Origin of the sequence: Acidihalobacter sp., from assembly GCF_037381185.1 — a bacterium.
In the GTDB taxonomy this organism is placed as follows: domain Bacteria; phylum Pseudomonadota; class Gammaproteobacteria; order DSM-5130; family Acidihalobacteraceae; genus Acidihalobacter_A.
Genome location: NZ_JARRQY010000031.1, coordinates 24,642 through 49,265 on the forward strand (window position 1 = coordinate 24,642; position 24,624 = coordinate 49,265).

Genomic DNA, 24,624 nt, shown 5'->3' on the forward strand with positions numbered 1-24,624 from the left:
GAGGTTCGTCATGAGCATGGACGACGCTTTTAATACCTTCATCGCCGAGAGCCGGGATCTGCTACAGCAGATGGAGGACGCGCTGCTGCGCCTTGAGCAGGCCGACGATGATCCGGAAACCATCAATGCCATTTTCCGGGCGGCACATACCATTAAGGGCTCGGCCGGTCTGTTCGGTCTGGATCACGTGGTCAAGTTCACGCACGCTGCAGAAAGCGTGCTGGACCGAGTGCGCGGCGGTGCTCTGTCGATAGATGGGGAACTGGCCGCACTGTTGCTCGAGAGCTGCGACCACATCGGCGTTCTGGTCGATCAGGTGGCCGAAGGTAGCGAGGCCGATGCATCCGTACAGGAGCTGGGCGACGTCCTGGCCCAGCGGCTCGGCGGCTATATGGGGGACTCCCCGGCGGACCTGCCGGACGACGTCACGTCCGGGCCGGCGAACGCGCCGGCAGGCACGTCCGGCGGTGGAGTGATCGCCGGACATTGGCATATTTCCCTGCGTTTCAGTCCGGATGCGATCCGCAACGGCATGGATCCCGCATCGTTCCTTCGCTACCTGTCCGGTCTGGGGCGAATCGTCCGTATCGTCACCCTGACCGATCGTATTCCGGCTGCCGAGGAGATGGATCCTGAATGCTGCTATCTCGGTTTCGAGATCGCTTTCGAAAGTCAGGAGGACCAGGACGAGATCGAAAGCGTTTTCGAGTTCGTGCGCGAGGATTGCGTTCTACACATTCTGCCTCCGCACAGCAGTGTCGACGAGTATGCGGCTCTGCTCGGCGAATTGCCCGAGGAGGCAGCGCAGATCGGCGAGGTTCTGGTGCGTTGCGGCACGCTCACGCCTGCAGAGTTGGAGGGTGTGTTAGCCGCGGGTGCCGATGAAGAGCCGCTCCCGCCTTCGGCCGTCGACTTGCCGCCTGCTGCTGCGGTGCCGGCAAGCACCGCAGCGACGAGGTCGCAGTCGGGGGGGCGGGGTCGCGCCGGCGAAGCCGGCTTCATACGCGTCGATGCGGGCAAGCTCGACCAACTGATCAATCTGGTCGGCGAACTCATCATAGCGGCTGCCGGCGCCAATCTGTCGGCCAAGAACTCCGGCGTGACGGAAATGATCGAGGACACTGCGAATGTCTCCCTCCTGGTGGAGGAGGTTCGCGATTCCGCGCTCAATTTGCGCATGGTGCAGATCGGAGCCACCTTCAGCCGCTTCAACCGAGTGGTGCGCGACGTCAGCAAGGAACTCGGCAAGGACATCCGCCTGCAGATCAGCGGCGCCGAAACCGAGTTGGACAAGACCGTGGTGGAAAAGATCGGCGATCCGCTGACCCACCTGGTGCGAAATTCGATGGATCACGGCATCGAGGCGGCCGAGACGCGTATCGCCAGGGGCAAGCCGGCCCATGGAACGATGAGCCTTCACGCCTATCACGAATCCGGAAGCATCGTTATCGAGGTCGCCGACGACGGCGGTGGGCTCGACCGCGACAGGATACTGCAGAAGGCCATTGAACGGGGCCTGGTCAAGCCGGATCAACAGCTCAGCGACAACGAGATCTACAACCTCATCTTCGAGCCCGGTTTTTCTACCGCCGATGCGGTCAGCAACCTGTCCGGACGCGGGGTCGGGATGGACGTGGTGCGGCGCAACATCCAGGCCCTGCGTGGCAGTGTCGACCTGGAAAGTGTGCCGGGCTGTGGCACCACGGTACGGGTACGTCTTCCTCTCACTCTGGCGATCATCGACGGATTCCAGGTTGGCGTCGGCGACTGGGCCTACGTCGTGCCTCTCGAGATGGTGGTCGAGTGTCTGGAACTCACCAAACAGGAGCAGGAGTCGGCCTCCGGCAACTGCATCAATCTGCGCGGTGAGGTGCTGCCTTATGTGCGTCTGCGCGATCAGTTCGCGGTCTCCGGCGGACCGGGTCAGCGCGAAAGCATCGTGGTCGTCAGTTACGCCGGGACGAAGGTGGGGCTTGTGGTCGATCGTCTGATCGGTGAATCCCAGGTCGTCATCAAACCGCTCGGCAAGTTGTTCGACAGAGTTCGCGGTATCGGTGGGTTTTCCATCCTGGGTAGTGGCGAAGTGGCGTTGATCATGGACGTGGGCGGACTTGTCCGCCAGTTAACCGGTGGCGGAGTGGAAGCTCCGGGGCAGCTCACTGCGGTGGGTTGAATGGGTCGCGGCCGGTAACGGCCGGAAATCTTTCAGTAAGTGGTATCCAACAAAGGAAGTGACGGAAATGACAGTCGCAAAACGTTTGTATCTACTGGTTTTCGTGGCCGTGGCTGGTTTGCTGACCGTGGCCGTAATCAATCTGAACCAGATGGGCAGGGTCTACGACGAGGCCAGTTATGCCAATTCCAAAACGGTTCCATCAATCGTGCTGCTGGATAAGGTCCTGGTAGAGTTCGGCCAATTGAGAGTGAAGCTCTATAGGCATATCACCACTAGCGACAGCTCAAAAATGGTAGAGATCGAAGCGTCGATCAAGCAGTCGCGCGCAGCGCTTGAAAATTCACTCAAGCAATACTCCGGCATGCTCGGCAATGCGAAGGACAAGCAGATGCTGGAAGCGGATATGGCCGCTCTAACCGCTTATGAACGTGACTACGACAAGGTGCTCGAGTTGTCGAAAGCCAATATGAACGTTCAGGCGCGCAATCTCGCGAATCACGCGGCCGAGACTTCCGCCAAAAAACTCGACGAAGCGCTGCAAGCACATATGGCATACAACGTCAAGTTTGCGAAGGAAAGTGCCGTGAAGGCTGAAGCCGTCAAGCAGCGGGCCATTTTCATGTCGCTGGCGATCGGAGTGATTCTGATTGCGATCATGGTGATCATGGGCGTGCTCCTGGTACGCAGCCTCGTCCGTCAATTGGGCGGTGAACCGCAGCTCGCGGCCGATGTTGCCGGCCGAATTGCGGTTGGTGACCTGTCGACCAAAATTGATCTCAAAGCCGGCGACAGCACAAGTCTGATGGCCGCCATGCAAAGCATGAGTCAGACACTGCAGTCACTGATCGCAGAACTGAACCGCGTGTCGGAGGAGCACGAGAAGGGCGATATCGACGTCAGGATCGACTCGGACAAGTTCGAGGGCGCGTTCAAGACGATGGCCGATGGCGTGAACAATATGGTGTTCGGCCACATCGCGGTCAAGAAGAAAGCTATGGCTTGCGTCAAGGGATTCGGCGAGGGTGATTTCGAAACGCCGTTGGAGCAGTTCCCGGGGAAGAAGGCCTTCATCAACGAAATCGTCGAGCAGGTGCGTGCAAATCTCAAGGCGCTGGCGTCCGACACGGATACGCTGATCCAAGCCGCTGCCGAAGGTCGGCTTGACGTTCGAGCCGATGCGAACAGGCACAAGGGCGACTTCCACAAGATCATCGTCGGTATCAACAAGACGCTGGACGACATCACCCTTCCTGTTAACGAGGCCATTTCCGTGTTGATGGAAATGGAAAAGGGTGATTTCAGCCGGGACGTCAAAGGCGACTACAAGGGACAGCTCAAGGAGCTGAAGGATACCGTCAATAACACCATCGCCAGGCTCGCCAAGGTGATCGGCGAAGTGCGGGGAGCAGCCGATTCACTGGCCTCGGCTTCAGAGCAGGTCAGCTCGACGGCGCAGGCCCTGTCGCAGGCATCGAGCGAGCAGGCCGCGTCCGTGGAGGAGACGACGGCATCGATAGAGCAAATGGGCGCGTCGGTCAACCAGAACACGGAAAACGCCAAGGTCACGGAAGGTATCGCCGGAACGGCCGCGAATCAGGCCAACGAAGGTGGAACGGCGGTTAAGGAAACGGTCTCGGCGATGAATACCATTGCGGAGAAGATAGGCATCATCGACGACATCGCGTACCAGACCAATCTACTGGCGCTGAATGCGGCTATCGAAGCGGCGCGGGCGGGTGAACACGGCAAGGGTTTCGCCGTAGTGGCCGCTGAGGTGCGCAAATTGGCCGAACGCAGTCAGGTGGCGGCGCAGGAAATTGGGGAGGTTGCCAAGGGTAGTGTCGAACTGGCGGAAAAGGCCGGCGCGCTGCTGGATGAGATCGTACCCGGCATCAACAAGACAGCGGATCTCGTGCAGGAAATCACCGCGGCATCGCAGGAGCAGTCGGTAGGTGTTGGTCAAGTCAACACGGCGATGAATCAACTCAATCAGATCACGCAGCAGAATGCCAGCAGTTCGGAGGAATTGGCGGCGACTGCCGAGGAGATGAGCGGTCAGTCTGAACAGTTGCTGCAGTTGATGGGGTTCTTCACGGTGGTGGAGGATGGGGTATCCGCTCGGCATGCCGGAGACGCTGCCAACACGACCGCGAAGATGCCCGCGTCGCAGCCGGTCAAGACGGTACGCACCGCCTCGAATCTGGCCATCGATGATGAGTTCGTCAGCTTCTGAGGAATGCGACATGAATGCACTGACTAATGCCGAAGCTGTCGGGGAGGCAGCCGCCGAAACCGAGGCGGATCAGTTACTGACCTTCATGCTGGCCGGAGAGGTGTATGCCATCGGGATTCTGAGGATCAAAGAGATCATCGAGTGCGGAATTCTGACCGAAGTGCCGATGATGCCTGACTTCATCCGTGGCGTGATCAATCTGCGCGGAACTGTGGTGCCTGTGGTGGATCTGGCGCTGCGCTTCGAGAAGCCGGCGACGAAGGTCGGGCGCCGAACCTGCATCGTGATTGTCGAAGTCGCCAACGGTCAGGATACCGAAGTGATCGGAGTGATGGTGGACGCCGTGAACGAGGTCCTGGAAATACCTTTGTCGGAGATCGAGGCGGCGCCGACGTTCGGAACCAGAATACGAACCGATTTTATCCGGGGTATGGGCAAGGTTGCCGGTCGGTTCGTAATCCTGCTGGATATGGACCGAGTGCTTTCACTGCGCGATATCGCTGATTTTGCCGCAGCGTCGTGAGGGCACGGCGGCATTGACTCAACGGTGCGGGAGGCGAGTGTTAGCTTCCCGCACCGAGCGTCGCACGGTGGATTTCAAAGCTTGGGGTTCGGTGCCCCAGCTATAAGAGGCTAATTGAATTGGACATGAACGTCGCTCCTCTCGACGACCGTGAATTCAAGCAGTTTCAGACAATGATTCATCGGATTGCCGGCATCAGCTTGTCGGAACCGACGAGACATATTTTTTCCGCGAACCCGGGCACATGGACTTTCTTGCCGATCATGTGCTTCCCCAGCACGGCGAGCAACGTACGTTCCGGGTCTGGAGTGCCGCCAGTTCCTCCGGAGAAGAGTCTTACACCCTGGCAATGGTGTTGGCGGACAAGTTGGGAGAAGGGCGCTGGGAGGTGCTTGGTTCGGATATCAGTACCCGAGTGCTGGACAAGGCCAGACAGGCCCATTATGCGCTGGAACGGGTGGAAGGCATTCCAGGTCCGTATCTGAAGCGATTTTGTCTCAAGGGGACGGGCAGGCAAGAAGGCACTTTTCTGGTCAAGCCGGAGCTGTGCCGCCACGTATCGTTTCATCAGGTTAACTTGATCAAGCCTTTGCCGGCACTGGGCCAGTTCGATGCGATCTTCCTGCGCAATGTAATGATTTATTTCGACATGGAGACGAAGCGGCGGGTGGTGCGCAGCCTTTTGCCGTTGCTTCGCGCGGGAGGTTATTTCTTCATCAGCCACTCGGAAACCCTGAACGGTGTCAACGACGAGTTGAAGATGGTCAGACCTTCTATCTATAGGAAGCCGGGTGTCTGAGCCGTGGGCTCCGAGTGACTCTTCATGCGGTTCTATGTCAACGGGGTGACAAGCGTGGTATGGCCGATAGGTGATTCTCGGATTTACAGCATGCGAATGTGCGGAGGCTGTTCTGAGAAAACAACAATATGTATTCCTCATGCTGGTATGGCGCGAGGTCTACATCCTATGGACAGGAGAAGAATTGGGCATGAACAGAATTCGTATTTCTAAACCTGCGGATCGAAGAGTGCCGGGGAATATGCGATGGATTCGAGGTGTAGCCGGAACGAACGGAAAGACCATGTCTACGGTAAACCACCTTGAGGTCGAAGATAAGCGCACGAAGAATGCCGTTGAGTGGGTTCACTCAGAACGGTTTTCTGATTATGTGGCTCGCTACGATCCGGCATGCGGAAGAGTCTATGTCGACCTTGGACTGCTCAAGCTGTCAAAGCCAGATGCACCATTGATCGATAGCCGCCGGTGCGTTTATCCGGGAAGCGAGCAGTGGGGGCGTTACGAACGTTGCATTCGCACGGTGTTCGATATCGGCGAAGACGCCAAATGCGAACCGGCTGGGAAACCTGACGGCGCTAGTGGGCGGTATACGCAGATCAGAGCGTTGGTCGAATGCGATGCCAATGGTTGCGGGACCGGTGTGCTGGCGGTGGGTCGTGACATCATTGATGTGTAAACGGCGGGAGTTGCTGGGAACTGCAAGGGCGGAGCTATCCGAACGGTTGACGGACGGCGCCGAATTGGCCGAGGTGCTGAACAAGACGGCTTCTGTCGTCGAATTGTCCTTTCCCAGCCTGTCCTGCCGGATCCTGATTCCCGACGAGTGGGGCAGCTTGACTCTGAGTGGGATAGGTTCCTGGCTGCCGCTCAGATGCCGTGCTGCGGACGAACAGTCTGGCTTCACGTTAATGGATATAGGGGGTGGCATCGGTGCCCAGCATATACAGGAGGTTTGCCTGGGTGGGACGGATTTTTCGCTCCACTCGGAAATCGGTAGCTTCCATGATGTGGTGCCCTGCAGGGTAGTCCCGGTGCTCGGTGGCGAGGGCGAGGTTGTCTGCGTTTTTGTCGTCAAGGGACCTGAAATGCCCGAGGCGGAGATCGGCGCAGCGCCCGATGCAGAGGAGATCTACGAGTTGGTTCGAAATGTCGTCGACCGTTGTCGGGCCGTAGCTGGCGTCGGGCTTGAGTCTGCTAATGATCCGCTACCCAGAATGTCTGATCGCGATGTTCTATCCCAAAATTTGGCATCGGTGCTTGACTGGGACTGTCCTCTGGTTCTGTTCATCGTTGCGCTAGACAATCTCCATCAGGTCAGTGACTCGTTGGGACGCGGTGCGGCTGATCGCATTTTGAAGGATTCCGTGCGCCGTTTACGGTTGGCTATGGGGGAGACTGAATTCCTTGCGCAGACAGGTAATGACGAACTCGTCGTGGCTCTACGGCATATAGGCGATCTGCCTTATGTAAAACGTATGGCTGAATGCATGCGTAGGGCTGTGTCCGGTTACTACGTGCTGGAAGGCGGTGGGCGATTATGGACATCGGTCAGCGTCGGCGTCGCGCTCTATCCAGATCATGGAGAAGAGGCAAGTGAGTTGTTGAGCTACGCCAATCAGGCTTTGATCGCCGCAAAGGGAGGCGGCTACAGCAGGGTGCGTGTTTTCGAACGGTCAATGCAGGAAAGTACGCTCATGCATAGGCGTTTGGCCAAAGACTTAAGCGTGGCGTTGCGGGAAGGTCAACTGTCCTTACACTATCAGCCGATTTTCGATTATGTGCATGAAAAAATTTGTAAGGCCGAAGCGCTGCTGCGCTGGCGGCATCCACAGTTGGGTGAGGTATCGCCTGCGCTCTTCATCCCTATTGCGGAGGCGAACGGGCTCATCCATGAGATCGGTAACTGGGTGTTTCGGGAGGCTGCGCGCGTGGCGCTGGAATGGAACCGCAGAAGTGGGAGCGACGTCCCGCACCGTATCTGCATCAATCGCTCTCCGACTCAGTTTTTCGCCGAAGAAGATATCGAGCGTTGGAGCGAATGTCTGGCCGCGCAGCAGATTCCCGGAGAGTATCTGAGCGTCGAGATTACAGAGAGTTTGCTGCTGGACGATCGATATGGAGTGCACGAACAGTTACGCCAGATCCGTGCAATGGGCATGAAGGTAGCGTTGGACGATTTCGGTACAGGCTATTCTGCTCTGTCCTATCTCAAGAAATTCGAAATCGATTATCTCAAGATCGACCGTTCGTTCATTCGCGGCATTGTCAGTGATCCGAGAGTTTGGGTCATCGTCGAATCGATCATCACGATGGCTCGGCGGTTGGGTATCAGACTCATTGCCGAAGGGGTCGAAACACGCGATCAGGCAATCTTGTTGTCGCAGGCCGGTTGCGATATGGCGCAGGGATATTTTTACGCTCGGCCGATGCCCGAAAGGGAATTTCTCGAATTCAGCAGCGTTTGGCCGAGACAAGGTCATTAAGGAATCGCTATGTCCAAAATCAAAGTTATGATTGTCGATGACTCTGCCGTGGTGCGGCAGGTTCTATCCGCCACGCTCGGCGGCGATGCCGGCATCGATGTCATCGGGGCGGCGGCGGACCCTCTGTTCGCCATGGAACGGATGGCCCGGCAGTGGCCGGACGTGATCGTCCTCGACGTGGAGATGCCGCGCATGGACGGCATCACCTTCCTGCGTAAAATCATGGCCGAGCATCCCACGCCGGTGGTGATTTGTTCCACCTTGACCGAAAAGGGCGCGGAAACCACGATGCAGGCGCTTGCCGCCGGTGCTGTCAGCATCGTCGCCAAACCCAAGATGGGGCTGAAACAGTATCTGCACGATGCCTCGGATGATCTTGTCAGCGCGGTCAAGGCCGCTGCCCGCGCCAATCATATGCGTCTGGCTGCGACAGCGACTGCTGCCCCCAAGGTGCCGGCCAAGCTATCGGCCGACGCGGTGTTGGCGGCGGGCGCCACCGCCATGGCCCAAACCACGGATACCGTGGTGGCGATCGGCACCTCTACCGGTGGAACCCAGGCGCTGGAAGTCGTGCTGACGGCGTTGCCCCGGGTCTGTCCCGGTATCGTCGTGGTCCAGCACATGCCGGAGAAATTCACCGCGGCGTTCGCGAAACGCCTGGACGGTATATGTGAAATGGAAGTGCGCGAGGCCGCCAATGGAGACCGTGTGATTCCGGGGCGGGTTCTGATCGCGCCGGGCGGACGCCACATGCTGCTAAAGCGCAGCGGGGCCCAATACCGGGTCGATGTCGTCGACGGGCCGCCGGTCAGCCGGCATCGTCCGTCGGTGGATGTGCTGTTTCGGTCCGTGTCCAAGGCGGCGGGCCGGAACGCACTCGGCATCATCATGACGGGGATGGGGGACGACGGTGCGCGCGGCCTCAAGGAGATGCATGAGGCCGGGGCGAAGACGCTGGCCGAAAGCGAACGTACCTGCGTGGTCTACGGCATGCCGAAAGAGGCGGTGAAACTCGGCGGGGTCGACCATTCTCTGCCGCTGTACGAAATCCCCGGAGCCATCATGCAGGGCACATCCTTCAAAGGATAAGCGAAGGCTTGGCGAAAAGTCGCGGACGGTGGGTCCGCGACACGCGTTCACCGCACCTTCACCGCCATCATTTCCTCGCCATCATCGTCGACCAGGTGCACCGCGCAGGCGATGCAGGGGTCGAAGCTGTGGATCGTGCGCAGGATCTCCAGTGGCTGCTGAGTATCGGACATCTGAGTGCCCTTGAGCGCCGCTTCGTAGGGGCCGTCCAGGCCGCCGACGTCGCGCGGGCCGGCGTTCCAGGTGCTTGGAACCACCGCCTGGTAGTTGTCGATGAGGCCATCCTTGATCACGATCCAGTGACCCAGCGCGCCGCGCGGCGCTTCCATGAAGCCGACGCCCTTGGCCGTGGACGGCCAGGATGTCGGGTCCCATTTGGCTTCGTTGAAGGTGCGCAGGTCGCCGGCCTTGATGTTGGCGATGAGCTGGTCGTACCAGCCACGCATCTGGTCGACGATGAGCTTGGATTCCAGCGTGCGCGCGGCGGTACGCCCCAAGGTGGAGTACAGGCCCTGCACCGGCAGGTCGAGCGTGCGCAAGGCGCCGTCGACCAGGCCACGGGTGGCTTCGTTGCCGCTGGCGTAGAGCATCAGCACGCGTGCCAGTGGGCCGACCTCGACCGGTTTGCCCTTCCAGCGCGGCGACTTCAGCCAGGAGTAGCTCGCATCGACGTCCAGGTGTTCGTAGGGCGGGGGGGGCTCGGATCGTTGATGCTCTTGGACGGGAACTCGCCGTAGGTCATGAAGTTGCCGATGCCTTCGCCGCGCGTGGCCCAGTCCTTGTAGAAACCGGCGATGGCCAGCGTGTCGGGTAGATAGACCTGGTCGACGAACTGCTGCATGCGTTCGATGACGTTGGCGACCTCGGCCAGGCCGACCATGTTGACGGCGGTCGCACCAGCGGTGGCGCCAGTGGCCTGAGCGTCCACGCTGATGGCGCAGGGCACGCCGCCGACGACGAAGTTGGGGTGCGGGTTCTTGCCGCCGAAGATGGTGTGCAGTTTGACCACTTCGCGTTGCCAGGCGAGTGCGTCGAGGTAGTGGGCGACGGCCATGAGGTTGGCTTCGGGCGGAAGTTTGTAGGCCGGGTGGCCCCAGTATCCGTTGGCGAAGATGCCCAACTGGCCCGATTCGACCAGTCCTTTGACCTTTTTCTGCACGTCGGCGAAGTGCCCGGGCGAGGACATCGCGTAGCTGCTCAGCGACTGCGCGAGTTCGGCAGTCTTGCGTGGATCGGCCTTGAGCGCGGAGACCACGTCCACCCAGTCCAGCGCGTGCAGATGGTAGAAATGCATGACGTGATCGTGCACGAACTGAGCGGCGATCATGAGATTGCGGATCAGCTCGGCGTTGTGCGGGATCGGGTAGGCGAGGGCATTCTCCACCGAACGCACAGAGGCGATACCGTGCACCAGCGTGCATACGCCGCAGATGCGCTGGGCGAAGGCCCAGGCTTCGCGCGGGTCGCGCCCGCGCAGGATGATTTCGATCCCGCGCACCATGGTGCCGCTGCTGGAGGCGCGGGTGATCAGGCCGCTGTCGTCGGTTTCGGCCTCGATGCGCAGGTGTCCCTCGATGCGGGTGATGGGGTCTACCACGACGGTTTGTTGCGCCACGTCAGCTCTCCTCGTCGATTAAGTTGTCCGCCACGGCTTCCAGCAGGCTGTGCGCGGTCTTGTCCCAGTGGAAGTGCGCCTGTCCGTCGTCGAAGGTTTGACGGCAGTTGGAGCAGCTCGTGACCAGCATGTCCGCGCCGGTCTTTTCGACCTGCTGCATCTTGATCTGAAACGCCTTGTAGCGCAGCGCGTCGGCTCGATGGATGGTGATGACGCCGCCTCCTCCGCCGCAACACCAGTTCATGCCGCGGTTTTCCTCCATCTCGTGAATCTCCGCGCCCAGGGCTTCGAGCACGATGCGCGGCGCTTCGATCGCCCCTCCACGCCGCACTATCTGGCAGGGATCGTGGAAGGTGACGCTGGTGCCGAGTCCCTTCTTCACGCGGATGCTGCCGTCGGCGACGTGTTCGCCGAGGAACTCCGAGATGTGACGCACCTTGAAGGGTAGCGGCTTGCCGTAGAGGTTGGCGCCGGCCCAGCGCATGGCGCTGTAGGCGTGGCCGCATTCGGGCAGCAGCAGGATCTTGGCCTTGCACGCGATGGCCGCTTCAATGAGCTTCATGCTCATGTCCTTCTGCCAGTCCGCGTTGCCCGACAGCAGGCCGAAGTTGGTGGCTTCGTAGCCATCAGTGCGGAAGGTCCAGCTCAGGCCCATGTGATTGAGTACCTTGGCCACGGCCGCCATCGATTCGGGGTATTTCTGGATCTCGATGGAGGACATTGTCACCAGCACCTCGGCTTCGTCGAGGTTCATGTGCATGTCGACGTCGTGTTCGTCGCCCATCCACTCGACGCGGTCCTCGAACACCTGCGCGGTAGCGCCCAGCGGGCTGCCCTCGCGCTCGGCGCGTTCGGCTACGGCCCACAGCTCGTGCGGCACCAGCCCGGCCTTGTGCATGCCGTGGCGGGCGAGGCCGACCAGCGATGCGATGTCGATGCCCATGGGACAGATCATGGTGCAACGCCCGCACATGGTGCAGGAGTCGTACAGCAGCTCCTGCCATTCCTCGAGTTCTTCGACGGTGACCTTGCGCTTGAGGTTGAGCGCACGCATGAACGGCGCGAAGGGGCCGACCTCGCGCTTGTAGGCCTGCTTGAAGGGCTCGATCTTCCAGATCGGCGTGTATTTGGGATCGCCGGTCTGCACGTAGAAGTGGCAGGCTTCGGCGCACATGCCGCAGTGAATGCAGGATTCCATGTAGGTCGCGGCGACGGCGCCGAAGTCGCGCACGAAGCTGCGCATGGCGATGTCGATGCGCTCCGGATCGGGGATGTCGCCCTGCACGTCGTAGCGCTGTCCGGGCTTCTCGACGCTGAGCCGCGGGCTCTCGGTGTCCAGGGGGGGAAGCGTGGCCTCGCTCATGTGCTGGCTCCTTTGCGTGCGAACAGGGCGCCGGTGGTGCCGCGGGAGACGAAGATCATGACGGTGTGGAACAGCTTGCCGAACGGCATCCAGATCAGCAGCAGGCAGATGCTGAGGATGTGGATCGCGAGCAGGGTCTCATAGCGCGCGCCCAGATGAGCCACGGCCAGCAGGCCGGTGACGACCGGAGCGGTGGTCACGAGCCAGCTGAAGTAGTCGTCGAAATTCGACAGCATGCGCAGCACCGGGTTGCTCACGCGGCGGATGAGAACCGCGATCAGGGCGGCGACGGTGATCGCCCCGCTCAGGTAGATCAGGCTGTTCGGCAGGCCGGGCCAGTCGAGTCCGGTCAAGCTGCGGATGAACAGGATGTGCGGCACGAAGCCGAAGATGACGATGACCAGGCCGATGTGAAACACGTAGCCGATGATCTGGCCGAAGGCGGTGGTGGCCCAGAACTCGCGCTTGGGCACGGACCGGGTGGCGATGAGTTTCAGCGCGCCGCGCCAGGTTCCGGTGTGGCGTGGCTCGCTGTGGTCGGGTTTGCGGCGCAGCAACAGGATGCCCGTCAGGCGCCAGAGCATGCCGACGGCGAAGATGATCAGCGACCATTGCAGCGCGGGGCCGCGGGCGAAGGTGAGTAGATCCATCACTTGGTCTCCTTCTTCTGGTGAGCGTCCTGGCGATGGCGGGCGGCCATGGCCGCGGCGCCGCCGATGGCGATGCCGGCCACGGCTGCGGTGCCCAGTTCGGCGGCCATGTTTCCATGCCAGAGTCCGGCGGACAGCGGCTTGTAGAGGTCGCCACGGTCCCAGAAGCCCGGTTCGGAGCAGCCGAAGCAGCCGTGGCCGGACTGGATGGGGAAGCTGGTGCCGCCGTTCCATTTCACCGTGGCGCAGGCGTTGTAGGTGGTCGGTCCCTTGCAGCCGAGTTCGTACAGACACCAGCCGTTGCGCGCGCCCTCGTCGTCGAAGGTCTTGGCGAACTTGCCCTGGTCGTAGAACGGCCGGCGATAGCAGCGGTCGTGGATGGTGTTGCCGTAGAAGGCGATCGGCCGCTTGAGCTGATCGAGTTCGGGCAGCTTGCCGAAGGTGAGAAAATGCGCCAGCGTGCCGGTGATGACGGCGGGGATCGGTGGGCAGCCGGGCACGTTGATCACCGGCTTGTCGGTGACGATGTCGCTGACCATGGTGGCCCCGGTTGGGTTGGGGTTCGCGATCGGCAGGCCGCCGAAGGCGGCGCAGGTGCCGACGGCGACCACCGCGGCGGCGCCCTTGGCGGTTTCCCGAATCGAATCCAGGGCGGATTTGCCGGCCGCGGTGCAGTAGCCGTTGTTGGCGTTGGGAATGGCGCCGTCGACGATCATCAGGTACTTGCCCCAGTTCGCCTTCATCGCCGCTTCGCGCGCCTGCTCGGCCTGGAAGCCGGCGGCGGCCTGCAGGGTGTCGTCATAGTCCAGCGACATGACGTTGAACATCAGGTTCTCGAGCGTCGGCGAGAACGAGCGGGTCAGCGATTCGAGGCAGCCGGTGCATTCCTGGTAGGACATGTAGATCACCGACGGCCGCCGCTTGCCGGGCAGCTCGCTGGCCATGGCCAGCGCCGCGCTGGGCGGCAGCGCCAGCGCGGAAGCCATGGCGGTGCAGAACTTGAGGAAAGCGCGTCGGCTGATGCCTTGGCTCTGCAGGTGTTGTCCGATCGTGTATTCGTCGTGTTCGGCCATCACGGATCCTCTGCTTCGGTGTCAGACGGTGGTGGTGTCGGAATCGATGAGTCTGTGCAGGCGTTCGAGGCCGTTGCCGACGTCCGCCGGATGACTGGTGAGCATCGCCGGCTGCAGGCATATCTCGATGAGTTCGGCCACGGTGTCACCGCTTTCGTCGCGGTGCTGGCTCCACCACACACCGGGAAACGCGGTTTCGTGGATTTCGGCCTCGCCCAGAGTCTCGACGCGGGCGCTGATTTCGCCCCGTCCCAGCGCATTGCGCAGCGCCTCGCGCTCGCCGGGCATCAGCGGCAGCCCGCGCAGGTCGATAGAACTGCCTTCTCCGTCCTCGAGCAGGGCCACGAGATGGGTGGCGATTTCGTTCAGCAGAGCCTGGACGTTGGGCGTGGGCGAGTTGTCGAGTCGCGGGTCGTAGACGCTGACGGCAATGTCCTCAAGCGGCATCGGGCTGTTCCCAGCGGCGAATCAGCTCAAGAGCCAGCGTGCAGGCGGCTCCGATGCCGCGCATACCGGCCGGCGTAGGCGCGTCGGCCCACTCGACGAACTCGGGTTGAATGCCGATCAGAACACGCTGCTCAGGCAGGCGGCCGGCGAGGCAGGCGATGGCCAGCAGGTCCGCCAGGCTGACCTCGTGCACGCTGCGTTTACCACCGGTCCCGACGTAGCGGTCCATCTCCTCGCCCTCGAAGACCTGCACGCTGCCGGGAGCGTCGCGCAGTTCGGCTGCGTCGATGACGATGAGTCTGTTGCTGTCCTCGATCGGGCCGGCGAGGGTGAAACTGAGCGTTCCGCCGTCGAGGCAGCGCACGTTCCCGGCTCCGGCCAACGCCTGCTCGACGCGCTGCACGGCGTATATGCCGACGCCTTCGTCGCCGAGCAAGGTGTTGCCAAGACCGAGCACGAGGGTATGGCTCATAGCGGACAGGCCCCCTGGCTTTGTATGAATTCTTGAGGCCGGCACCGACGTTTGGTGGCGGGGTGCCGGATTGCGCCTTATGCCGATTCACACAGATTCATAGCACCAATGAGCGCAAGAATACAGCGGGGGGCCGCGGCGGCGAGGCGAAGTTTCGGTCCGCTTGACCTGGATCAGTGTCGCGCGCGACCCGTCGGCGGCGACAAGGGGCAACCGTTCCCCGCACTGCAGCGCAGCGGGTTCATGCGGTTTGCGTGGCCGCTTCCGTGGGGTCGGGTTCCAGCCGCTGGCGCCGGCGCAGCTCGGGGAACAACAGCATCCATAGCCCGACGACGGCCAGCGTGCCGAGCCCGCCGATCACGATCGCCGGCACTGCGCCGACCCAGGCAGCCAGCAGGCCCGACTCGAATTCGCCGAGCTGGTTGGAGGTGTTGATGAAGACGGCGTTGACCGCGCTGACCCGCCCGCGCATGGGGTCGGGCGTTTCCAGCTGCAGCAGTGCGCCGCGGATCACCACGCTGACCATGTCGAAGGCGCCCAGCGCGGCCAGGGCCGCCAGCGACAGCCACAGAGCGCTGGACAGCGCGAACAGCAGCGTGCCCACGCCGAAGCCGGCGACCGAGGCGAACATGATCGCGCCCACGCGCCGCTGCAGGCCATGGCGCGACAGCCAGAGCGATATCGCCAGCGCGCCGACCGCCGGCGCCGCCCGCAGCAGCCCCAGTCCCCACGGTCCGGTATGCAGAATGTCGCGGGCGAAGATCGGCAGCAGCGCGGTCGCTCCGCCCAGCAGTACCGCGAACAGGTCCAGGGAGATGACGCCCAGCACGACCGGGCGTGCACGGATGAAGGCGATGCCGGCGAACAGCGTCTGCAGCGTCGCCGGTTCTCGTCGCGGCGGGGTGTGATCGTAGCGCACCGCGGCCAGCAGCACGACTGCGACCAGATACAGCAGGGCCGCTGCCGCATAGACGGCATCGGGTCCGGCGACGTAGAGAAAACCGCCGAGCGCCGGCCCGGTGATCATGGCCAGCTGAAACGCGCTGGCGTTCACCGCCGTAGCCCTGGGCAGCACCGACTCGGGGACCAGCCCCGGCAGCATCGCCTTGCGGGCCGGAAAAGCCAGCGCCCGGCCGACGCCGATCAGGAACACCAGCGCCAGAATCACGCGCTCGTCCAGCCATCCGGCGACACCGCCCAGCGCAAGCAGGACGATCGCCAGCAGTTCCAGGGCCTGACACAGCGCGACCACGCGCCGCCGGTCGAACTGGTCGGCGATATGGCCGGCCGGAAGCGCCAGCAGCAGCGCCGGAACGAACTGCACCAGACCGACCAGGCCGAGATCGAAAGCGCGGCCGGTCAGGGCGTAAACCTGCCAGCCCACCGCCACGGACAGCATCTGGAAACCCAGGCCTGCGGCCAGCCGGGCACCCCAGAAACGCACGAAAGCGGGATAGGCCCACGGCGAAGCGGGGGCGGACGTTGCAATGTCGTCGGTCATTCGGGAGGGGCGGGAGTGAGGCCGCGCCTCAACAAATGCGCGGCAAGGGGTCGTCCTCAAGCTCTTCCAGTATACGTTCTCCGCCCAGGTTCGTGTGCAACACGACGCGAGGGTTCGTCCCATCGGCCACTGTTCCGATGATGGCCGCATCTTCGCCGGACGGCAGGGAGCGCCATGCCGCCAGCGCCTGCTCGGCGGCTTCGGGAGATAGCGCCGCAACCACGCGGCCCTCGCAGGCGAGGTAGAGCGGATCGTAGCCCAGGATTTCGCAGACCGAGCGTACCGTGTCGCGCACAGGCAGGCTCTCTTCCTCGAGCCGCACTCCGTAGCCGGTTGCCCGGACGATCTCGTTCGCCACGGTCGCGAGGCCGCCGCGGGTCGGATCGCGCATGAAGCGCAGCCCGTCGAGACCGAGCAGGGCTTCGGTCAGCGGCAGCACGGTGGCGGCATCCGAGCGCAGTTCGCCGCGCAGGCCGAACTGTTCGCGCGCCAGCATGACCGCCACGCCGTGGTCGCCTACCGGGCCGCTGACCAGCAGCCGATCGCCCGGGCGGATCTCTCCCATGCCCAGGCGCATGCCTGGCTTGCGTACGCCGACGCCGGTGGTCGCCAGATAGAGGCCGCCGCCCTCGCCACGGCGCAGTACCTTGGTGTCGCCTGCGGCCACCGCCACGCCGGCTTCCTGTGCCGCGCGAGCGAGGCTGGCGACGATGCGATCCAGCGCGGCGATCTCGAAGCCCTCCTCGACGAAGACGTTAAGCGTCAGGTATTGGGGACGGGCGCCGGAGACGGCCAGATCGTTGACAGTACCGTGCACGGCCAAGGCGCCAATGTCGCCGCCGGGAAACTCCAGCGGCTGTACGGTGAAGCCGTCCGTGGTCACCATGACGTCGCCGGCCGGCAGCGGCACGTGCACGGCGTCCGCGCCAACGTCGAGGCGCGGATTGGCCAAGTGGCGCGCGAATAACTCCTCGATCAGTTCGCGCATGTAGCGTCCGCCGTTGCCATGGGCGAGCGAGACGTGGGTGTCCTGCATGTTAATGTCCTTTGATCAGTTATTGAGATATTTATGTAACTAATTGTTTTGTTTTCTTTTGTGTTTCGACTTTCAGATCGTTTCTAGCGTGTCGCCAGGTGTTCGATGACCTGTCCGAAGCTTAGCCCTGCGTCGTTGCTGGGAATTTTTTCCCCCAGGTGGACAGCGAAGCCGTCGGCGGTCAGTAGCTCCAGCGTGCGTTCGGCGAGTCGGCGGTTCTGGAATACGCCACCGCACAGCGCGATCGCCTCGATGACATATCGTTCGCGCAATGCCCGGGCTTGCCACAGCATTGCCAGGGCCAGACTCTCGTGGACGCAGGCTGCGCGCCGCGCCGGGCAATGGTGCGCGTCGCGGAGCATCTCCAGCAGCGGTGCCCAGTCCGTCGTCCACAAGCCGTCTTCGTCGTATGCCAGCGGCAGTTCCAGGGCGTCGGCGGGGGCATCGTCGGCCAGCGCTTCGAGATACATCGGCCCCTGACCCTCGAAGCTGCTCTGCCGCGCGAGGCCGAGCAGGGCGGCGACAGCATCGAAGACGCGCCCGGCAGCGGTACTGGTATGGCAGTTGAGGTCCGCTTCCCAGGCCTGGCGTGTGAGCGAGGCGACATCCGGGGCGATCTCATCGTCCTTCCACGGCCATTCCAGCCCCGCTTCCCAGCACAGCGCGGCCGCACTGCGCCAGGGCTCGCGTCCGGCCCGGTTGCCGCCGGGCAGGCGGAATGGGCGCAGGCGCCCTACGCGTTGCCAGCGGCCGGGAGCGCCGCAAAGGGTTTCGCCGCCCCACAGCGTACCGTCCGGGCCAAGACCCACACCATCCCAGGCGAAGGCCAACCAGTGCTCGGGGCCGGGGAATTCGCCCGCGACGGCCGATGCGTGTGCGTGGTGGTGCCATACCCTGCGCAGTGGCAGCCCCTGTTCCGCCGCCCAGCGGCTGCCGGCGTAGTCGGGGTGCGCGTCGCACACCAGAATTTCGGCCGTCACGCCGTACAGGCGCTGCAGGTCGTCGATGGTGCGTGTGAACAGGTCGCGGCTGCGCGGACTGTCGAGTTCGCCCAGATGCGGCGAGACGACGACCCGATTCTCCCAGGCCAGGGCGACGGTGTTCTTCATGTGTCCGCCGACCGCCAGTACCGGCCGTTCGAGGCGCTGCGGCAGATCGAGTTCGAGCGGAGCCAGCCCGCGGCCCAGGCGCAGCGATCTGGCTCGGCCGGTGATGACGCGCAGTACGGAATCGTCGGCAGGGCGTTCGATACGGCGGTCGTGATGCAGCCATGCATCCGCCACGTCGGTCAGGCGGGCTTCGGCTTCTGCGGTGTCGGTGAGCACGGGTTCGCCGCTGGGATTGGCGGAGGTCGCGATCAGGGGGGCGCCGAAATCCGCGCACAGCAGATGGTGCAATGGACTGTAGGGCAACAGCGCGCCGATTTCCGCCAGACCGGGAGCGACGGATGGAGCCAGACCGTGCCCCTCGCGCAGCGGCACGAGGACGATCGGGCGCTCCGGCGAACGCAGGTGTTCCTCGTGAGCAGGGGCGGGGTCCGCAGCGGCGCGCAGATCGCGCATGTCTTCGGCGAACAGCACGGCCAGCGGCTTGTGCGGGCGTGGCTTGCGCGCGCGCAGGCGCCTGACCGAATCCTCGTTGCGCGCGTCGCACAGCAGGTGGTAGCCGCCCACACCCTTGACCGCAACGATCGCTCCGTGACGCAGAGCTGAGACGGCTGCCGCGAGCGCTGCATCGTTGCCGTCCACGCGCCTGCCGGCTGCAACGAAGCCGAGTCGGGGGCCGCACACGGGGCAGGCGACCGGTTCGGCGTGGAAGCGCCGGTCCAGCGGATTTTCGTATTCCGCGAGACAGTCCGGACACAGCGGAAAATCCCCCATGGTGGTGTTCGGCCGGTCATAGGGCAGGGTGCGGATCAGCGTGTAGCGCGGACCGCACTGGGTGCAGTTGATGAAGGGATAGCGGAAGCGGCGATTGGCCGGATCGGCGAGTTCGGCCAGGCAGTCCGGGCAGGTGAAGTAGTCCGGTGGAACATGGTTGCGGGGGGCATCGCCGGCACTGCTGGGCAGGATACGGAAGTTCTGCGCATCGTCCACGCCAACCGGTCGCGTGGTGTGTTCGAGTAGCTGCGGGCGGGCGATCGCGGGAGCCTCGGCGATAACCGCCGCGGTAAATGTCTCGAGCGCCTCGTTCGGACCGCTGGCCTCGATTTCCACCACCCCCGATCCATTTCGTACGAAGCCGTTCAGGCCATGGCGGTGCGCCAGGCGGTAGACGAAGGGGCGGAAGCCGACCCCTTGTACGCGTCCGCCGACCAGCAGTCTGACGGCCGCCATGGCGGGCTCAGGCAACGCGCGGTTCGCGCAGGCCGGACGACCACCAGATGCGGCAGGCGCCTTCGTCGGACACCATGCACGGCCCGATGGGGTTGCGCGGCGTGCAGGCGCGGCCGTAGAGGCGGCACTGGTCGGGATAGATCTTGCCCAGCACCACGCCGGCGCAGTCGCAGCCCGGCGGCATCTGGCCGGCGCGGCGGCGTTCCTCCACCGGGGCGGGGAAGACGCCGCGGGCATCCAGATGCTGCCAGGCCGGGCGCAGGGCGAAGCCGGAGTCGGCAATGACGCCGATGCCGCGCCAGTTGGCCGGTACGACTTCCATCACCTCGGACAGCCAGCGCTTGGCGGTGGCGTTGCCGCCGGGGCGTACCAGCTCCGGGTAGCAGTTGTCGAGAAAGGGCTTGCCCTCGATGGTCTGACGCAATACGGAATAGGTGGCCGCGAGCAGGCTCTCCGGCGTGAAGCCGGCGACCGCGGCGGGCATGCGGTGCTTGTCCACCACGAACGACCATTCCTCCGGCCCCATGACGGTGGCGACGTGGCCGGGGGCGATGAGGGCGTCGAAGGCCGCCTCGCCCGAGTCCAGCAACATGGCGACCGCGGGCCAGGTGAGGCGGGCGGCGAGCAGGATCAGCAGGTTGTCCGGCACGCCTTCGGCCAGCATCGCGGCGACCGGAGCGGTGGTGGTCTCGAAGCCGGCGACGAAGAACACCACCGGCTTGTCGGGGTCGGCGCGGGCGATCGCCACGGCTTCCTGCGGCGAGGCGATGGGGCGGATGTCGGCACCCGCGGCGCGGGCCTGCTCCAGCGAGCGCGGCTCGTTCTTGGGCACGTTGGCGGGCACGCGCAGCATGTCGCCGAAGGCGACCAGCACGATGTCCTCTTCCAGGCTCAGGCGGATGGCTTCATGCAGATCCTCCTCGGGGCAGATGCAGACCGGGCAGCCGGGGCCGGGGATGATCTCGATGTCGGGTGGCAGCGCGCCGCGAATGCCCGAGAAGGTGATGCTGCGCTCGTGGCCGCCGCACACGTTCATCAGCTTGACCGGGCGCGGCAGCTCAAGCTCGCGGATGAGGGCGAGCCACGTTTTGGCCGAGGTTTGGCTCATGGGCGTAATCCTCCTGCGTCAGCTCAGGGCTTCCTGGCTGTCGACGATCTGGTCGAGCAGTTCCCAGGTCGATTGGGCCTCCTGGGGGGAGAGTTTCTGCAGGGCATAGCCGACGTGCACCATGACGTGGTCGCCGACTGCCACGGTATCGTCCTGCAGCATGAACAGGCTGACTTCGCGTTCCACGCCCTTGGCTTCGCAGCGCGCGTTGTAGCCGTCGATTTCGACGATTTGCATGGGAATGCCGAGACACATGATCGATCTCCTGCCAAGTGAACTCAGTCGCCTTGTTCGGCGAGTGCAGCGCCGGGCGCGACGCGCAGGCGGTAGTAGACGATGGCCAGTGCCCAGGTGGCGAGCATGAGCAGGACCACGGCTACGCCGATGGTGCCGAAATCCAGGCCATCCAGCCAGCTCCAGAACGGCCCGTCGGCGCCCAGGCGCGGGCCGAGCAACTGTAGCCATTCCAGCGTGCCGATGACCAGGGCGGTGCCTACCGCCATGGCGGTGATGATGGTGTTGAAATACAGCCGCCGCACGGCATCCGACAGCGCCCAGTGATAGGCGCGCAGCATCACCAGCCCGTCCAGCGAGTCCATCAGCGTCATGCCGGCGGTGAACAGGAAGGGAAAGATCATGATGCCCCAGAGCGGGAAGTCCGAGGTGGTGGCGAGGGTGGCGGAGATGCCTAGGATGGCGATTTCGGTGGCGGTGTCGAAGCCGAGACCGAACAGCACGCCGAGCGGATACATGTGCCAGCTGCGGCTGACGCGGCGGAACAGGAAGCGGAAGATGTTGGCGAAGAAACCGCGCTGGTCCAGCAGGGCGTTGATGTCCTCTTCGCGCAGCGCGCGGGTGTCGCGGCCGCGGCGGTGGTCTCGCCAGGCCTTGACCAGCTGCCACAGAACCACCAGGTTGATCAGGCCGATCAGCGTGAGAAACGTGGCCGATACACTGGTGCCGAAAATGCCGCCGAAGTCGGAGAATTCGCCGAACTGGGCCTTCATGCCGCGCGCGCCGAGGGCGACGACGGCCGACAGGGCGATGACGATCGTGGAGTGGCCCAGGGCGAAGAAGAAGCCGACCGCCACGGGCTGCTTGCCCTCCTGGCGCAACTTGCGGGTGACGTTGTCGATGGCGGCGATGTGATCGACGTCGAAGGCGTGGCGTGCACCGAAGACCCAGGCCAGACCGGCTAGTCCGAGAATGCTGGGTTGGATCGAGGCTAGGCCGAAAGCGCCTATCCATGACAACAGGTTGAAGCCGGCCAGCGTGAGCAGTAAAACGGCCAGCGGCCGGCGTGGAATGCCCTGCAATGCATGGTTCAGGTAGTTCATCGCTTCATCCTTGACGTTCAACTATCGAGTTTGTGTTCCAGGCCGTAGCGGTCGAGTTTGCTGCGCAGGCCGACGCGAGACAAGCCGAGTTCTTCTGCGGCGCGGCTCTTGTTCCAGCGGTGGCGCAGCAGCGTCTCGCGCAGGATCGCGGCTTCGAGGTTTTCCACGCGTTCCTTGAGCGTGGCGCCTGGGAGTTCGTCGACCGCGTCGGCGATCGTGATGTCGCCGCAGGGCGTGCCTTGCAACACGCGTGGCGGCAGTAGCTCGGGACCGAGGCGCGCGTCCGAGGACAGTACCAGCATCTGTTTAAGAACGTTGTTGAGTTCGCGCACGTTGCCCGGCCAGGTGTATTCGCGCAGGCAGACGAGGGTATCGGCATCGAAGACGTAACGCCTGGTCTTGCCCAGTGCATTCGACTGGCGGTCGACCAGATGGGTGACCAGCGGTTCTATGTCCATGGCACGCTCGCGCAGGGGCGGAAGATGCAGGCTCATCTCTGCGATACGGTAGTACAGGTCCGCGCGAAAGCGCCCGGCGCGCACCTCCTGTTCGAGGTCGCGGTTGGTGGCGGCGACGATGCGCACGTCGGTATGGCGCTGTCGGTTGCTGCCGACCGGGCGGAATTCGCCACTCTGCAGCACGCGCAGCAGTTTGACCTGAAACTCCGGACTGATTTCGCCGATCTCGTCGAGAAACAGCGTGCCGCCGTCGGCCTCTTCGAACAGTCCGCTGTGGTCGGCGACCGCGCCGGTGTAGGCGCCGCGGGTGTGGCCGAACAACTCCGATTCGAGCAACTCGTTGGGGATGGCGCCGCAGTTCTCGACCACGAAGGGGCGTTCGGCGCGATGGCTGTTGTAATGCAGGGCGCGGGCGAACAGCTCCTTGCCGGTGCCTGACTCGCCGGTGATGAGCACTGAGACGTCGAACGGCGCCATGCGCTCGACCTGTTCGATGGCGAGGTTCAGCGGGCTGCCGGCACCGCGCACGATTTCGTCGAAACGGAAGCGCCGACGCAGCTCCTCGCGGCGGGCGTCGGCCTGGCGCGCCAGATCGACGGAACTCAGGCGCAGTTCCTGGGCGAGACGCGCGTTCTCGTGTTGCAGACCGTGCAGCCGTGCGGCATTGCGCACGGTGAGCAGCAGCGCGTCGGGATGCCAGGGCTTGGTGATGTAGTGGTAGATGCCCGCCTCGTTGACGCCGGCGATGATGTCGGCCGCATCGGTGAAGCCGGAAATGATGATGCGCACCACCTCCGGCCACTGTTCGCGCAGGCGCATGAGCAGTTCGATGCCGGTGGTCTGCGGCATGCGCTGATCGGCCAGTACGACCTGCACGGGCTGAGTTTCCATGATCAACATGGCCTGCTCGGCGTCGTTCGCGGGCAGTACCTCGAATTCCTCGTCCAGCACCCTGGCGATGGTCTCGACCGAGCGCGGCTCGTCGTCGACGACGAGCACGCGCGGACGCGGATCGGGTGCGGCGTGCATCAGGCGAGTTCGGCCTTGAGCGCGGCCATTTCCGCTTCAAGCGTGGCCAGCCGCCCGCGCAGCGCGCCGGCGCGCTCGGCCTCGATCCAGGCCAGCCAGTCGTCCACCCCCTCGCCGCTGCGTGCCGAGAGCTGGATGATGCTGATGTCGGGGTTGATGCGGCGTACGTATTCGATGCACTTGTCGACATTGAAGTCGACGTAGGGCAGCAGGTCGGTCTTGTTCAGCAGCATCAGATCGGCGGCGTGGAACATGTCCGGGTACTTGAGCGGCTTGTCCTCGCCTTCGGTGGCCGACAGGATCACCACCTTGTGCGCCTCTCCCAGGTCGAAGCCCGCAGGGCACACCAGGTTGCCGACGTTCTCGATGAACAGTACGCCCTGCGCCGCCGAGCCCAGGTGGTCGAGTGCGTGGCCGACCATGTGCGCGTCGAGGTGGCAGCCCTTGCCGGTATTGACTTGAATGGCCGGGGCACCGGTGGCGCGGATGCGGTCCGCGTCGTTGCTGGTCTGTTGGTCGCCTTCGATCACGCCCAGCGGGAAACGGTCCTGCAGGCGCTTGAGCGTTTCCACCAGCAGCGTGGTCTTGCCCGAGCCGGGGCTGGAGACCAGATTCAGGGCCAGCGTGCCCTGTGCGGCGAAACGCGCGCGGTTGGCCTCGGCGTATTCGGCGTTCTTGCTCAGGATGTCGCGCTCGATCTGCACCATGCGCGATTGGCTGAGGCCGGGGGCATGGGCGTGCGCGGGTCCCTGGCCGTAGTGCAGGTGCCCATCGCCGTCGTGGCCGTGTTCGTGTCCGTGGCTATGGTCGTGGTGGTGCTCAGGCCCGTGCTCGTGGGAGTGGGTACCGCCTTCCAGCGTGGTCTCGCCTTCGCCGCATCCGCATACAGTGCACAT

General features: G+C 63.6%; 20 protein-coding genes and 1 pseudogene. 7 read left to right on the forward strand and 14 right to left on the reverse strand.

Annotation, left to right across the window (positions count from 1 at the left end):
• The first annotated feature begins 10 nt into the window (after window positions 1-10).
• From P8014_RS11600 to P8014_RS11630, 7 genes are all read left to right on the forward strand, one after another.
• Window positions 11-2,173 (forward strand): chemotaxis protein CheA, encoded by a 2,163-nt coding sequence (locus P8014_RS11600; RefSeq protein ID WP_337817488.1) that lies wholly within the window; start codon window positions 11-13, stop codon window positions 2,171-2,173.
• A gap of 67 nt (window positions 2,174-2,240) precedes the next feature.
• Window positions 2,241-4,409: a methyl-accepting chemotaxis protein gene (locus P8014_RS11605; protein WP_337817489.1), complete on the forward strand. Its 2,169-nt coding sequence runs from the start codon at window positions 2,241-2,243 to the stop codon at window positions 4,407-4,409.
• Between the two features lie 10 nt (window positions 4,410-4,419).
• Complete coding sequence (locus P8014_RS11610; protein ID WP_337817490.1) at window positions 4,420-4,932, forward strand: chemotaxis protein CheW; 513 nt, start codon at window positions 4,420-4,422, stop codon at window positions 4,930-4,932.
• A 244-nt stretch (window positions 4,933-5,176) separates the two neighbouring features.
• Window positions 5,177-5,731: a CheR family methyltransferase gene (locus tag P8014_RS11615; protein WP_337817491.1), complete on the forward strand. Its 555-nt coding sequence runs from the start codon at window positions 5,177-5,179 to the stop codon at window positions 5,729-5,731.
• Between the two features lie 190 nt (window positions 5,732-5,921).
• Window positions 5,922-6,407, forward strand: a complete 486-nt coding sequence (locus tag P8014_RS11620; RefSeq protein ID WP_337817492.1) for a hypothetical protein — start codon at window positions 5,922-5,924, stop codon at window positions 6,405-6,407.
• On the forward strand, window positions 6,388-8,214 hold the full coding sequence (locus tag P8014_RS11625) for an EAL domain-containing protein (protein ID WP_337817493.1): 1,827 nt from the start codon (window positions 6,388-6,390) through the stop codon (window positions 8,212-8,214). Before P8014_RS11620 ends, P8014_RS11625 begins: the two co-directional genes overlap by 20 nt.
• A 9-nt stretch (window positions 8,215-8,223) precedes the next feature.
• Window positions 8,224-9,303, forward strand: a complete 1,080-nt coding sequence (locus P8014_RS11630; RefSeq protein ID WP_337817494.1) for a chemotaxis response regulator protein-glutamate methylesterase — start codon at window positions 8,224-8,226, stop codon at window positions 9,301-9,303.
• A gap of 47 nt (window positions 9,304-9,350) precedes the next feature.
• On the opposite strand, the pseudogene P8014_RS11635 reads toward P8014_RS11630, so the two are convergent.
• The 14 genes and pseudogenes from P8014_RS11635 to hypB all read right to left on the reverse strand — a co-directional run bounded on the left by P8014_RS11635 (window position 9,351) and on the right by hypB (window position 24,624).
• Window positions 9,351-10,918, reverse strand: a pseudogene (locus P8014_RS11635) (nickel-dependent hydrogenase large subunit).
• A 1-nt stretch (window position 10,919) separates the two neighbouring features.
• Window positions 10,920-12,281 (reverse strand): (Fe-S)-binding protein, encoded by a 1,362-nt coding sequence (locus P8014_RS11640; RefSeq protein ID WP_337817495.1) that lies wholly within the window; start codon window positions 12,279-12,281, stop codon window positions 10,920-10,922.
• Window positions 12,278-12,931, reverse strand: coding sequence for a nitrate reductase (locus P8014_RS11645; RefSeq protein WP_337817496.1), 654 nt, complete (start codon window positions 12,929-12,931; stop codon window positions 12,278-12,280). The genes P8014_RS11640 and P8014_RS11645 overlap by 4 nt, the downstream gene beginning before the upstream one ends.
• The gene (locus P8014_RS11650) at window positions 12,931-14,004 is read right to left on the reverse strand and encodes a hydrogenase small subunit (protein ID WP_337817497.1); all 1,074 of its coding nucleotides are present in this window, start codon (window positions 14,002-14,004) and stop codon (window positions 12,931-12,933) included. Before P8014_RS11650 ends, P8014_RS11645 begins: the two co-directional genes overlap by 1 nt.
• A 21-nt stretch (window positions 14,005-14,025) precedes the next feature.
• Window positions 14,026-14,451, reverse strand: coding sequence for a hydrogenase expression/formation C-terminal domain-containing protein (locus P8014_RS11655; RefSeq protein ID WP_337817498.1), 426 nt, complete (start codon window positions 14,449-14,451; stop codon window positions 14,026-14,028).
• Window positions 14,441-14,923: a HyaD/HybD family hydrogenase maturation endopeptidase gene (locus P8014_RS11660; RefSeq protein WP_337817499.1), complete on the reverse strand. Its 483-nt coding sequence runs from the start codon at window positions 14,921-14,923 to the stop codon at window positions 14,441-14,443. The genes P8014_RS11655 and P8014_RS11660 overlap by 11 nt, the downstream gene beginning before the upstream one ends.
• Window positions 14,924-15,164: 241 nt before the next feature.
• Window positions 15,165-16,424, reverse strand: a complete 1,260-nt coding sequence (locus tag P8014_RS11665; protein ID WP_337817500.1) for an MFS transporter — start codon at window positions 16,422-16,424, stop codon at window positions 15,165-15,167.
• 28 nt (window positions 16,425-16,452) lie between these two features.
• Entirely contained in the window at window positions 16,453-17,460 is a 1,008-nt protein-coding gene (gene hypE / locus P8014_RS11670; RefSeq protein ID WP_337817501.1) for a hydrogenase expression/formation protein HypE, read from the reverse strand.
• An 83-nt stretch (window positions 17,461-17,543) separates the two neighbouring features.
• The gene (gene hypF / locus P8014_RS11675) at window positions 17,544-19,796 is read right to left on the reverse strand and encodes a carbamoyltransferase HypF (protein WP_337817502.1); all 2,253 of its coding nucleotides are present in this window, start codon (window positions 19,794-19,796) and stop codon (window positions 17,544-17,546) included.
• Between the two features lie 7 nt (window positions 19,797-19,803).
• Window positions 19,804-20,904: a hydrogenase formation protein HypD gene (gene hypD, locus P8014_RS11680; RefSeq protein ID WP_337817503.1), complete on the reverse strand. Its 1,101-nt coding sequence runs from the start codon at window positions 20,902-20,904 to the stop codon at window positions 19,804-19,806.
• Window positions 20,905-20,922: 18 nt separating this feature from the next.
• On the reverse strand, window positions 20,923-21,159 hold the full coding sequence (locus P8014_RS11685) for a HypC/HybG/HupF family hydrogenase formation chaperone (RefSeq protein ID WP_337817504.1): 237 nt from the start codon (window positions 21,157-21,159) through the stop codon (window positions 20,923-20,925).
• Between the two features lie 23 nt (window positions 21,160-21,182).
• On the reverse strand, window positions 21,183-22,241 hold the full coding sequence (locus P8014_RS11690; protein WP_337817505.1) for a HoxN/HupN/NixA family nickel/cobalt transporter: 1,059 nt from the start codon (window positions 22,239-22,241) through the stop codon (window positions 21,183-21,185).
• Between the two features lie 17 nt (window positions 22,242-22,258).
• On the reverse strand, window positions 22,259-23,728 hold the full coding sequence (locus P8014_RS11695) for a sigma-54 dependent transcriptional regulator (RefSeq protein ID WP_337817506.1): 1,470 nt from the start codon (window positions 23,726-23,728) through the stop codon (window positions 22,259-22,261).
• Entirely contained in the window at window positions 23,728-24,624 is an 897-nt protein-coding gene (gene hypB, locus P8014_RS11700) for a hydrogenase nickel incorporation protein HypB (RefSeq protein WP_337817507.1), read from the reverse strand. Before hypB ends, P8014_RS11695 begins: the two co-directional genes overlap by 1 nt.

Excerpts from the sequence above, each read along its gene's own strand:
- P8014_RS11600 (WP_337817488.1), top strand. The coding sequence starts at position 11 with ATGAGCATGGACGACGCTTTTAATACCTTCATCGCCGAGAGCCGGGAT.
- P8014_RS11605 (WP_337817489.1), top strand. The coding sequence starts at position 2,241 with ATGACAGTCGCAAAACGTTTGTATCTACTGGTTTTCGTGGCCGTGGCT.
- P8014_RS11610 (WP_337817490.1), top strand. The coding sequence starts at position 4,420 with ATGAATGCACTGACTAATGCCGAAGCTGTCGGGGAGGCAGCCGCCGAA.
- P8014_RS11615 (WP_337817491.1), top strand. The coding sequence starts at position 5,177 with ATGGACTTTCTTGCCGATCATGTGCTTCCCCAGCACGGCGAGCAACGT.
- P8014_RS11620 (WP_337817492.1), top strand. The coding sequence starts at position 5,922 with ATGAACAGAATTCGTATTTCTAAACCTGCGGATCGAAGAGTGCCGGGG.
- P8014_RS11630 (WP_337817494.1), top strand. The coding sequence starts at position 8,224 with ATGTCCAAAATCAAAGTTATGATTGTCGATGACTCTGCCGTGGTGCGG.
- P8014_RS11640 (WP_337817495.1), bottom strand. The coding sequence starts at position 12,281 with ATGAGCGAGGCCACGCTTCCCCCCCTGGACACCGAGAGCCCGCGGCTC.
- P8014_RS11645 (WP_337817496.1), bottom strand. The coding sequence starts at position 12,931 with ATGGATCTACTCACCTTCGCCCGCGGCCCCGCGCTGCAATGGTCGCTG.
- P8014_RS11650 (WP_337817497.1), bottom strand. The coding sequence starts at position 14,004 with ATGGCCGAACACGACGAATACACGATCGGACAACACCTGCAGAGCCAA.
- P8014_RS11655 (WP_337817498.1), bottom strand. The coding sequence starts at position 14,451 with ATGCCGCTTGAGGACATTGCCGTCAGCGTCTACGACCCGCGACTCGAC.
- P8014_RS11660 (WP_337817499.1), bottom strand. The coding sequence starts at position 14,923 with ATGAGCCATACCCTCGTGCTCGGTCTTGGCAACACCTTGCTCGGCGAC.
- P8014_RS11665 (WP_337817500.1), bottom strand. The coding sequence starts at position 16,424 with ATGACCGACGACATTGCAACGTCCGCCCCCGCTTCGCCGTGGGCCTAT.
- hypE (WP_337817501.1), bottom strand. The coding sequence starts at position 17,460 with ATGCAGGACACCCACGTCTCGCTCGCCCATGGCAACGGCGGACGCTAC.
- hypF (WP_337817502.1), bottom strand. The coding sequence starts at position 19,796 with ATGGCGGCCGTCAGACTGCTGGTCGGCGGACGCGTACAAGGGGTCGGC.
- hypD (WP_337817503.1), bottom strand. The coding sequence starts at position 20,904 with ATGAGCCAAACCTCGGCCAAAACGTGGCTCGCCCTCATCCGCGAGCTT.
- P8014_RS11685 (WP_337817504.1), bottom strand. The coding sequence starts at position 21,159 with ATGTGTCTCGGCATTCCCATGCAAATCGTCGAAATCGACGGCTACAAC.
- P8014_RS11690 (WP_337817505.1), bottom strand. The coding sequence starts at position 22,241 with ATGAACTACCTGAACCATGCATTGCAGGGCATTCCACGCCGGCCGCTG.
- P8014_RS11695 (WP_337817506.1), bottom strand. The coding sequence starts at position 23,728 with ATGCACGCCGCACCCGATCCGCGTCCGCGCGTGCTCGTCGTCGACGAC.
- hypB (WP_337817507.1), bottom strand. The coding sequence starts at position 24,624 with ATGTGCACTGTATGCGGATGCGGCGAAGGCGAGACCACGCTGGAAGGC.